At 47.3% G+C, this 11311-nt stretch carries 8 protein-coding genes; all 8 read right to left on the bottom strand.

What is annotated here, in order from left to right:
- Nucleotides 1-80: 80 nt before the first annotated feature.
- Genes ACFP56_RS14090 through ACFP56_RS14055 form a run of 8 tightly spaced genes read right to left on the bottom strand, consistent with a single transcriptional unit; the run spans nucleotide 81 to nucleotide 11311 of the window.
- Nucleotides 81-1061 carry a carbohydrate ABC transporter permease gene (locus tag ACFP56_RS14090; protein WP_379235549.1) on the bottom strand — a complete coding sequence of 327 codons (981 nt, stop codon included), beginning with the start codon at nucleotides 1059-1061 and terminating at the stop codon, nucleotides 81-83.
- 4 nt (nucleotides 1062-1065) lie between these two features.
- Entirely contained in the window at nucleotides 1066-1935 is an 870-nt protein-coding gene (locus tag ACFP56_RS14085; RefSeq protein ID WP_379235546.1) for a carbohydrate ABC transporter permease, read from the bottom strand.
- A gap of 10 nt (nucleotides 1936-1945) precedes the next feature.
- The gene (locus ACFP56_RS14080; protein WP_379235544.1) at nucleotides 1946-4396 is read right to left on the bottom strand and encodes a DUF5696 domain-containing protein; all 2451 of its coding nucleotides are present in this window, start codon (nucleotides 4394-4396) and stop codon (nucleotides 1946-1948) included.
- A 12-nt stretch (nucleotides 4397-4408) separates the two neighbouring features.
- Entirely contained in the window at nucleotides 4409-5023 is a 615-nt protein-coding gene (locus ACFP56_RS14075) for a YIP1 family protein (protein WP_379235542.1), read from the bottom strand.
- The gene (locus ACFP56_RS14070; protein ID WP_379235540.1) at nucleotides 5020-6501 is read right to left on the bottom strand and encodes a hypothetical protein; all 1482 of its coding nucleotides are present in this window, start codon (nucleotides 6499-6501) and stop codon (nucleotides 5020-5022) included. Before ACFP56_RS14070 ends, ACFP56_RS14075 begins: the two co-directional genes overlap by 4 nt.
- A 10-nt stretch (nucleotides 6502-6511) precedes the next feature.
- A complete protein-coding gene (locus ACFP56_RS14065; RefSeq protein WP_379235538.1) occupies nucleotides 6512-7369 on the bottom strand; it encodes a carbohydrate ABC transporter permease in 858 nt (285 codons plus the stop codon).
- Between the two features lies 1 nt (nucleotide 7370).
- Nucleotides 7371-8336, bottom strand: a complete 966-nt coding sequence (locus tag ACFP56_RS14060) for a carbohydrate ABC transporter permease (RefSeq protein WP_379235536.1) — start codon at nucleotides 8334-8336, stop codon at nucleotides 7371-7373.
- Nucleotides 8333-11311, bottom strand: coding sequence for an extracellular solute-binding protein (locus tag ACFP56_RS14055; RefSeq protein ID WP_379235533.1), 2979 nt, complete (start codon nucleotides 11309-11311; stop codon nucleotides 8333-8335). The genes ACFP56_RS14060 and ACFP56_RS14055 overlap by 4 nt, the downstream gene beginning before the upstream one ends.

The raw sequence follows: 11311 nt of genomic DNA, 5'->3' as shown, positions 1-11311 counted from the left end.
GTAGGACTTCATATTCGACGCCGAATCAACGACAACGAGTTACCTCGTCATCAAGCCTGAACGTTTTGAACTACCTCTAATTATTCGCCTGCAATACCTGCCCGCTCCACACTCTCAACAAAATACCGCTGAACGAACAGATACAGGATCAGAATCGGAATAACCGACAGCACCACACCCGCCATCATCTGATTCATCACGGTAGGCGCCATGCCGATTGCGCCTGATGATACGCTTGAGCTCATCTGCTCTGCAGTCATATTCGCCTTACCATAGAAGCCGTTCATGCGCTGTGCCAGATTGTAAAATGGCGGTAGACGCAAGTACAAGCTCGGCTGGAAGTTGTCATTCCAATGCCATACTACCGAGAATAGAAATACAGTAATCATCGCTGGTCGGCCAAGCGGGAACATAATCTGCCAATACGTACGGAACGCACCTGCTCCATCAATTCTCGCCGCTTCCTCCAGCACCCCTGGCAAGCGACGATAGAACTGAATAAAGATCAAAATGAATAGCGCGCCCTGCAAGCCATGACCGAAGGCCGCTGGCACAATAAATGGCAAATGTGTATTGATCCAGCCTAGATCGCTAAAGAACATGTACAGGGGTACTACGATCGTTTGCGGCGGCACTAAAAACGTAAAGATCAACAGCATGAACCATACGCCATACAGCGGGAAGCGATAGCGTGCAAACCCATATCCGATCATCGAGCAGGATACGATTTGCAGCAGCGCACTACCGAATGAAATAATGACACTATTGGATAGCCCTTGCCAGTACTTCATCTCGGTAAACGCGACACGGTAATTATGAAAATTCAACTCATGCGGAATCCAGCGCACTGTTGCATCCGCAACATCCCATGTCTGCATCAGTGACTTGGATACCATGTATAACAGCGGATATAAAAACACAAAGGACAAGCTTAGCAGTACAAAGTAATAGAACACATTGCCGGCAAAGCCTTTGCTTTTCTTTAATGCGTAAAACTTCACAGCAGGGTTAATTTTATCGCTCATCTTTATTTTGTTGACTAATTGCTGCGGATTCGCCATACGATTACCTGCCTTCCATTGAAGATAGGCTTCTTCTGAACAGAAGGAATACAATACCGATCATAATAAAGATCAGTACGAAGTAAATCCATCCTAAAGCAGAAGCATATCCATAGTTGTTTTCTGCGAACACTCGTTGATTAATGTAGTCCATAACGCCGTTGTCCGCACGTGTAAAGGAGCTCACCATCGTAAACAGCGTATTGACCAAAATCATCGGCATAATCATCGGAAATGTAATTTTCCAGAAGCTTTCCCACTTCGTAGCGCCATCACATTTCGCCGCTTCATACAAGGAAACAGAAATCGTCTGCAAGCCCGCAAGGAAAATCAACGTTTGAACGCCTGCATCCCACATTACAATCGTCAGCGCATCCGCATATTCCAGCAAATTCATTAACAGATCGCTCGGAATAAACAAGCGCAGCATGCGGTACAGATCAAAATCCATGAATATCGGCAAATTCGTTGCCCCTTGCTCCATCAGCTTCTTCAACGTCGAACCAGAAGCGATAATAACGGGCAGGAAGAATATGCCGCGGAACAGCATACGTCCCTTAAAGTGACGATTCAGCAGCAGCGCGCTCGCCATCGAGAAAATCAATACGAGCGGAACATGCGTCAGCATATTCGTAAAGGTGCTTTGCAGCAGCGGTAGAAACTGTACATCGACTGTAAATGCTGCCCGGAAGTGCTGAAACCCAACATAATCGGCAATCAGCCCACCCTTGCTAGGCGACAAATTTTGAAATGAGTAATAGATGGAGCGTCCAAGCGGCACTGCCATGAACGCCAGAAACCCAATAATCCATAAAATGATGAAGGAATAGCCTTCAAGTATATGTCTTCTTCTCATATTCATCTTAAACTTCATGCTGATTCCTTCACCCCTTACTCCATGTATAGTTCAAGCCACTTACTGTAACGCCATCCACCGTAACCGCCTCGCTATTGTAGTTGACAATAACGGTTGTGCCGTTGCTGTAGCTTGTGCGGAACACATTAGGAGCTAGCTGCTCGTGATTGCTCATTTCCTGACCGTTGATCGCTTCATACAACGGCAGCAGCTCCTTATATTCACCCGCAATATGTGAAACCCAATCCCCTGCGTAAGAGCTGAACAATCTTGTTTCCGCCGTGCGATGCAGGTTGCTGCTTAGCTCGCCTGTAAGCTCTGCACTTGGCAGCGCTCCATATTCAATTGACTTCAGCCGTTCAACCTGTGCGTCCTCTCTCAAGTTAATCGATCCTGCATAGTAAGGAACCAGACCATGAAGAACAAGCTGATAGAAAGGCACCGATTCATCAGTATAGATATATCCGCTGTGAGCCATTGGCGCATCCTCAATGCGATCCACAAGCCCTAACGCATAGGCATTGCCATATTCAATCGCTACTGAGCCAACCTCCTGCTTCATCAGCTTCATGCTTTCCACCCAAGCATTTGCCGTCACGGAGCGATCTGTCGTGCTTGACTTGTCCTCGTCAGAATAGATCAGCTCACCCATATATTGCAGCTGCACGCCATCAACACCATACCCTGCTAAGTCGTCAGCCTGCTTCTTCACATACTTGTTTAGTGCTTGCTCTGGCTTCAAGTAATGGAAGGAGAAGCTGTTGCGACTCCAGCGATCACTTGGCCAATAGAGCGTCGCTACAAGCAGCTCGCGATCCATTCCGCGAACCGCATCCTTGCGTGCACTATACTTGCCCGTCTGCTCAAAAGGCTTTACATAGTTTGCCTTCAAGTACAGATCGACGCCCTGCTGATTCGTATAATCAACGAGACTCTGCAAGCCGTTTTTTCCGCCCAGCTGACGGGCTGTTTTATGCTGCGGCTGTGCACCATATACGCCGTCCTTCGTCCAGCCGTCATACGTAGCGACAATATTCGTTACACCTTCTGCCTTCAGGCTCGCAATAATCTCCTCGGCCTGCTTGAACGTCGTCATCTTGATGAACGTGTCTCCGATTATCTCCTCGCGAAGAATTCCGCCAAACAGCTTCAGCGACAGGCTAGGCGCTTGCTGAACAACAGGCTCTACGCCCTGTACGTCCATTAGATAGCTGCGGTACGCCTTCGCCATGCCTACATAATTGGCAGCGTCACCCTCCAGCAGCACATATTCCACGCTACGATTGCCCGCAATCATTTGTCCTTGGAAATAAGGAATCTGCCCAGAGTTGCCGATGAAAATAATATCGTTTTTGCGATACATGAACTCTGCCGCACTGCGATACACGGGAATTGCACGAATCCCTGCAGGGGTAGCGTTGATCTTCGCCTCATATTGTCCGTCCTTCACAATCGCCAGTGAACCCACTCCGTTGCGATACATGCCGAACACAGGAAGCGCAATGCTTTCACGAACCGTGTTGGAACGCTTTACTCCAGCAGACATCATATCGTGCGTATGCGAAACGAACGTTGTATCATTGCCATAAATGTATTCAGAATAGCCCTTCAAGTACTGTTCATGGTTGGTACGGAAATGCAGCAAAGCACCAGAGCCATCTGGAATAAGCATCGCGCCTGTATCTGTCTCAAGCGCACCATTGAAAAACGGCAGCGGCTCCAGGCTCGTCAATCTTGCAGTACCACTTTCTACGATGCTTTCGAACGGAATGTCCACTTGAAGTCCACGCTCCGTCAAGGTGTAGATCATCTTCAGCGCAATACCTTCCGCACCAAATTCTAGATCAAGCACAACCTGATCGCTCTCAACCGTGTAGCTCATCGTCGTTGTTGCATCCTTCAACGAGTACGTCGTTGTAATGTCCGAGCCCTCGGTATAACGAAGATGAAGCGGCGAATCTACGAATTTCTTATTGTTGGGCGGCAATGTAGAAGGTACTTGCGGTGCACCTAGCCACTCCGTACCCGTTGTTTTGCTCACCACTCGTACGTTGCCAGTTGCCTCATCAATAAACAGCTTGAACTGAGCATTTTCCAGCACTTCCTTGTTGGCTGTAACCTTGGAAAGCGTCACCTCGCCAGCATCAGGCGCCGCAGCTCCTCCAGCTGCTCCATTCCCATCAGCATCAGCATTCACAGCACCTTCAGCACTCTGCTCCTGCTGCTCTGCAGATGAAGCCGTAGCGTCATTCGGTTGCTCTGAAACTGCTTCTGTCTCTTGCCCTGCAGCAGTTTCCACCTCTGCAGCGTCAGCTTCCTGACCTGCCCCCACTTCCTCGTTGGAGGCTCCAGCCTGCTCATCTGCCTGCTCTGCATAAATATCGCCAATAGAACTAAGTGCAGATGACTGACTAACGAGGACGACAGCAAGCAGCATGACCAACAGCAGTCTTTTCCATTTCATGTTTAATGCCTTCATCTTGTAGTCCCCCTATCCGCGTAATCTTAATTCCTTAACGATATCCGTCAGAAAATTCACGAACTGATTCGCCAAGCCGAACAGCAATATGCATATAAACCAAAGAATCAATACAGCGATAATACTTAGAAACGCAATAAACAATGTTTTCGGAAGATCAAAGTTATGAAGCACCTTAACCTTTAACAGAAACAACCAGACTACCCAGGCATATAGCCCATACGTTAGCAGATTGACAATGCCAGATTCATCAAGCGCCAGCATTTGGGTAAGTAATGTAATCGGAATAATGAACACGATGTATGGCACAAGCGCGTAGGCGCTGCCATATATGATCTCAACGAACTTTCCTTCTCCATCGAGAATGGCTGCTACTGCCCAGTGCGCTACGCACCATGTAAACCAAGGGATGAAGATCCAGATCGCTTCCTGCAGAATGGAAATCTGGTAAGCCTCACGCGATTCAAATGCAAACCCGACTAGATAGATTGAGACAACACGAGCAAAATAAGCACAGATGATTAACGCAATCGCTTGTCTAATACGTACCATGCCAGGACTTTGAATATCTTCATAAAAGTCGAATGGACGGAAAAGAATTTTATGGATCATAACAAATGGACTCATACCGTCTCACCCTCCTTTACTAACGCATTCGTCTTCACCTGAGATTTTTGTTTCACCTTGCGTGACAGCCAGCGCAATAGCTTCGGTACATAGATGCGAAGTAGAATAAACAGCACAATCGCACTAATCGCGATAATTGCAAAGTTTTCCTTCACCAGCTCTTTACGATACTCCTTGAAGGCCATAGAGTAATCACCGCGCGCACTCGCCAGCTTGAAATACTCCATCGCTTCCTTGTACTTCTCTTCCTTATAAAGCGCCTTGCCTATTGCTTGGTAAGCCATCTCGTAGTTGCTGTTCAAGCGAATAACTTCCTGCCACATCTCTTGTGCATCTTCATAACGTCCATCTACATATAAGGTGGAGGCCTCCTGAACTAAAGCGGCGAACGGCGTTTTACGGAATACCTCGATGGAATTGCGACCTCGGTCCACGACATAAATATCTCCATCAGCCGTTTGCGCAAGATCAGCCGGCGTCGTAAACAAGCCGCGCTGCTCACCTACGCCACCGAAGGCAAACAGAAAATTGCCCAGCTTGTCATATTGGAACACTTTGCTTGACTGCAGGTCCAGTGCCGTAATAATGCCATCCTCATCTACTGAAACCCCAATAAAGGACGGCATCGCGAACGGGCCTGCACTGTAGAAGTCGCCATATTGGCGCTGCGCTCCGATGTTAAGCGTATCGACCCCAACTGGCGATAGACGCTTAATCTGATTGAAGGCCTCACCAATTGTCGTCGTGTACATAAAGCCTTCTTTATCGATGTCCAGATTGGAAAACTCCGCAGGACGTACCGCGGCAATTTTTTGCTGCTGCGAATCAGTCGCAATCAGCCTTATAAACAATCTCGACCAGCTAAAGCCGACATGGTTGGCACCGTAAAAGCCTTTGAACTGTCCGTTCGGATCGAGCTGAATCAAGCCCTGAGTGTTGCCATCACTGACTACATACATATAATCGCGTTTATCCAATATAATTTTGGATGGCGAATAGGAAAACGTTGAACCGATCAACGGACTTTCCGGTCTTATAAACTCCTTGTCGAAGGTTCCATCGGGATTAAAAAGAACGATGCGTCCATTTTTCGTATCGGCAACATAGATCGTTCCATCCTCCTTGACATACACGCCCTTGGGCTCGCCAAGCTTGCCCGGACCATCAGCGTCGCCAATAATACGTACAAACTGATGATTTTTATCGAGCTGGACGATTCGATTATTTCCCGCATCCGCGACATAGATCATGCCGTCCTTCGTTATAAACAACGACTCGGGACGAACAAAAGCGCTTGACTCGATATCAAGCCCTGTAATCGAGCCATCATAGACAAAGCCTGCAATCGAGCGAATATCATTTCCTTGCGAGTTGATTGTATAGCTCTCATAGGGCGTTGCCGCATAAGCGGTGGAAGCCAGCAAGGACATCATAAACGTCATCAGCACGACGATTCGTACTTTTTTCAAAGTTTTCATAGCTGCCCTCCTATTCCTTCAAGCCTGAATGAGCCATCGTCTGAAGCACCATGCGCTGCGTACCGATAAACACAAGCAGGGTTGGAATAATCATGAGAAAACTCGCAGCCGCGAACGTTCCGACACGCGCGATAACACCAACTCCCCCTTGAATCGTCTGTATCGCGAGCGGCAATGACTTCATATTTTCACTCGTCGTATACACCATCGCTGGATATGGATCGTTCCACGCAGTAATAAAGCTGAACAACGCGAAAGTGGCAATAGCCGGCTTCAGCATCGGCATCACGATTGACCAGAAAATTTTCCACTCGCTTGCTCCATCAATACGTGATGCTTCGAGCAGGGCATCCGGAATTTGGCGCAGGAATTGAACCATTAGGAACATCCCGACTGGAGCAGCCAAATAAGGCAAAATCAAAGCAAAGTACGTATTCATCAAGCCGGATTTACTCATAATCAAGTACTGAGGAATTTGCAATACTAGCGGCGAGAACATCAACGATGCTACGATCAAGTCAAAAAAGAACTTTTTGAACACCATGTTGTGCTTCGCAAGCGGATAAGCTGCCAGTGCGGAAATAATGACACCGCCCCCTACAATTCCCGCTGTAACGATAATGCTATTGAATATAAAGCGGATGAATGGAACACTCGATGTCCCTGTTACAAGCAAAAGGTCACGAAAGTTGATCAGCGTTGGGTTCATAACGAAAAATCTGGGTGGGAACAGAAACAGCTCGCTGATTGGCTTGAGCGCTGTTGATGCAAGATACACAAGAGGCATCAGCATCAGCAATCCAAATACCGTAAGAAAGGTATACAGGACAATGCCGCCCCAGTCTATTCTTCTTATAAATGAGTGCAATCTAATCCCTCCCCAGCAGATTAAAGATTAGGCGGTTCAAGCCCATCATCAGCAAGAACAGCACAACCGCAATCGCTGATGCATAGCCCATCTCGAATCGAATGAATGCGTAGTCGAACAAATGAGTCAAAATCGTATGGCCGGCATACAATGGACTCGGCAAGCCGACAAGCTGCACGCTTATATCAAACACTTGAAGCGAGGCTACGACCTGCATAACTGCACCGAACAGCAGCTGCGGCTTAACCGACGGAACGGTAATGTACCATAGACGCTGCCAGCGACTGCGAATGCCGTCAATATCTCCAGCTTCATACAAGTCCTTCGGAACGTTTTGCAAGCCTGCAAGGAACGCAAGGAAACCAACCCCCATGCTCATCCATAACGAAACGATGACGATAACCGGTACAATTGAACGGATATCCTGAAGGAACAGAAACGGCTCATCAAGCAATCCGAGCTGGATCAGCCAGTGATTGAGCAGACCCTTTCGATCCCCAGCGAACAGATACAGCCATACAACCGACATCGCTGTACCGCTGGCAATCGACGGTGTATAAAAACAGAGCGTATAGAAGAATCGATATTTCATCGGAATCTGACTAATCAGCCAGGCAAGCAGGAACGCCATAATATAGCCAATCGGTCCTGTTATAATCGCAAATTTTAGTGTGATGCCAACTGCCTGCATGAAAATATCGTCTTCAATAAATAACAGCTTATAATTGGAAAATCCGATAAAACGCGGAGACTCCAAAATGTTGTAGTAGGTAAAGCTTAGTGACATCGAAATAATAATTGGCACGACGATAAATAAGGTAAAAAGCAGCAGGAAGGGCGCTACAAAAAGCAGCGACACCTTACTACGCTTTACATCCGCCCAAAACAACTGCATTTTTTGCTTAAAGCGGGACTCAGAACGGACCACCGCGATGTCTGCCTGCGTCTCTGATTTTTCAGCTATCATTCTGTCGTCCCTCCTCGTTCATCTACGTCAAGACCAAATTCCTCACGTTTTTTGGACAGCTCCTTGTTGATCTCCTTGACCCCATCCTCAACGGATTCACGAACAATTCGTCCATTCAATACAATCTCATTCCACATGTTTGCAATATAACGTGTCGTATAGTAACCGCCTAGTACAACCTCGCGCTCACGGAACCATTCCCATTGCTCAAGAATGGCATCAATGTCTTCAGCTTGCCAAGGAAGACGCTGCAGTGCCTCTACATTCGCCGTGTTCCAGCGTGCTTCAACGCCAAGCAATGCTTCCAGCTCAGAGCCAAAACGCTCTTGCGCATCAGCGCTGGTCCACCATTTCAAGAACTCCCATGATTCTTCTGGATGCTCTGTATCCTTGAAGATCATGCCTGTTTGCGCCAGACCGCCCGTAGAACGATTCACTCTGCCGTCCTCTTGTCTAATGCCTGGCATTGGCTTCATGCCCCACCATCCTGTAAGCTCAGGCGCTGCTGTTGACAGCAAAATATACGTGGAGTAATCCGCTACGCCAATTGGCATTTCACCAGAACGGAAGCGGTTATAGAAATCTGCCTGCTTCTCAATCTTGTAATTCGTAAACAATCCTGTCCACATCCGCATCGCTTCAATAGCCTCAGGCGAATCTAGCGCGGATCGGCTTCCATTTTCGGTATAAAATTCACCGCCATGCTGGAACAGGAACGGAGCAAATTCATTAATAGCCATCTTCGTATCATTAATCGCATGCGGATAGAAGAAATCCATACCATTCTGCTGAAGGATCGGAATGATTTCCATGACATCCTCCCACGTTTCAGGCATATCTTCCTCGCCATAGCCAAGCTCCGCCATAATATCCTTGCGATAGAACAGCATGTAGAAGTTCTGATTTTCCGGAAGCGCAAAGTTTCCGCCATCGTATCTGTACGGAATTAGTGCACCCGGACGGAAACGTTCAGCTACCTCTTCATAGTCCTCGAAGCTGCTCAGATCAATCAGCGCATTACGTACTGCAAAGTCAATCGGCACCTCGCCGTCCACACCAAGCGCCACGTCTGGAGCAAGTCCAGAGGTGTTGGCAAGCATCAGCACTTGCGACTGGTTGGCAGGGATAACGTTTACATTCACTTTAATACCTGTTTCCGGTGTGAAATCCTCATCGATCATTTGCTTAATGATATCTACCCAATCACGTCCGCGGGCGATCCATACATCAAGCACTTCTTCATCAGCGTCGTATACCGTACCTACACCGCCATAATTTTTTCTAAATGTAAGCAGCAGATCGTTGATGCTCGTTCCAATACGTACAAAGATTGGCGCTGCCGGTCTTGGCCATTCCTGATCTGGCGACTTGACAATAATATAGTCCATAAGCAAGCTTTGCTTACTTAATCCGTTGACCCATAAGCCAAGCGATGATTGCAGCTCTCTAAACTGATTCAAGCGTGCTGGAATCGAGCGCGTATCCTTCGACATATCGACGATAACGCCGCGCGCCTCATATAGCGTACTAATTTCAGAGCTTCCTTCATCAACGCCGAACAGTGTCAGCATTGTAACTGCATCTTGAATCTTCCAGGCCATGCTCTCAAGGCGCTCTACAATATTCGGTATGTTGCGATCCAGCTTCCAATCTGCATTCGGGTCTGGATTCGTACCGGTTACACGGATCACCTCACGAGTCAGCTCGGACATTTTTTGCGAGGTATCGGTTACAAGCTCCAGCACCTCACCGAGGTCGCCGACCTGCACTTCCATGCGTATCGTATTTTTCCCTTCATTTAAATAGAAGAGATAATCGTCCTCGTGCGACTGACTGAAATTGCTTACTTGCCACTCCTGCTTGTATGGGAATGGAACAGAATTCATTTCAACAAAGGGCAACTCGCCGTTAATATACACTTTGCGCTGCACCGGGAATCCGTTCAGGAACCATTGCCCAAAACGAACGCCTATATTGTATAAACCGCTTTCAGGAACCTCAATTTCCCATTCAGCCCATTGACCGCCCTCGCGCCAGCTTAATCCACCAAAGCTATTAAGCACGATTGCTTCGCTATTGAAAGGAACGGTATCTGGCTCGCGATCTTCTATTCTTTTTAATGTAGGGTCTGATCTAAGTGTCGCCAGCTCTGCCTGGAACGTTAGATAATGCCCTGAAGTGACCTTATAATTGTTCTGCTTATACTGCGCAGAAACTTCTTCATAGGTCGGAATCACCTGTGGAGCATATACATGAAGCTGTCCAATTGCTCCTGGTTCACGAATGGCATCGATACGAATCGTATGCGTGCCTTTGCTAAAATAAAAGCGGAAGCCCTGTGCTACCTTGGCCTCTGAATCAATAAAATCACGATATTGCCATCCGAAAACCTCTTGCCGCTTCGGATTATATTCATTGCCCTGATTGTCATACCATGGCTCACCATATTCCTGCCACATCCGTTGAAACTCTACTTGCTTTGCTTGATAGAAAGGATATTCCCCATTAATTTGAATGCTTCGAACTAATCCGGAACGCTTGCCTTCAAGCGCGTAATAGTCCATCCCAATCCTATAAAAACCGTCCTGCGGGATGTCTACTTCATATTCAACCCAGCTTTTTTCATCGCGCAAAGCAATAACATCGCCGAATTGACCATCAAGATTATGCTCTACCGTTGTTCCCGTTTCACTTATCGCACTGTAATTCAAGGAAGGGATCGTAATATGTACGTCCTTCACATCCTCAGCACCTTCATGAACAAAACCGTAATAATACTTATAATAAGACTCTTCTAATAGCGCGCTTGTATTCTCTCCATCTAATAATGACGATTCATCTAAATCATCATGGCGCGGCACTTCGGCCATTACGTTATGATCGAAGCTGCGATTGTTATACCACCATACCAGCAACGACGCCAGCACGATCAATATCAATATGGTTCCTGTGTATCTCTTCAAAAATCTGACCAA

Source organism: Paenibacillus septentrionalis (assembly GCF_042659865.1).
GTDB classification, from domain to species: Bacteria; Bacillota; Bacilli; order Paenibacillales; family Paenibacillaceae; genus Pristimantibacillus; species Pristimantibacillus septentrionalis.
The sequence above is the reverse complement of the archived record's forward strand: the minus strand, read 5'-3'. Positions and strand labels throughout refer to the sequence as shown.

Excerpts from the sequence above, each read along its gene's own strand:
- ACFP56_RS14090 (WP_379235549.1), bottom strand. The coding sequence starts at position 1,061 with ATGGCGAATCCGCAGCAATTAGTCAACAAAATAAAGATGAGCGATAAA.
- ACFP56_RS14085 (WP_379235546.1), bottom strand. The coding sequence starts at position 1,935 with ATGAAGTTTAAGATGAATATGAGAAGAAGACATATACTTGAAGGCTAT.
- ACFP56_RS14080 (WP_379235544.1), bottom strand. The coding sequence starts at position 4,396 with ATGAAGGCATTAAACATGAAATGGAAAAGACTGCTGTTGGTCATGCTG.
- ACFP56_RS14075 (WP_379235542.1), bottom strand. The coding sequence starts at position 5,023 with ATGAGTCCATTTGTTATGATCCATAAAATTCTTTTCCGTCCATTCGAC.
- ACFP56_RS14070 (WP_379235540.1), bottom strand. The coding sequence starts at position 6,501 with ATGAAAACTTTGAAAAAAGTACGAATCGTCGTGCTGATGACGTTTATG.
- ACFP56_RS14060 (WP_379235536.1), bottom strand. The coding sequence starts at position 8,336 with ATGATAGCTGAAAAATCAGAGACGCAGGCAGACATCGCGGTGGTCCGT.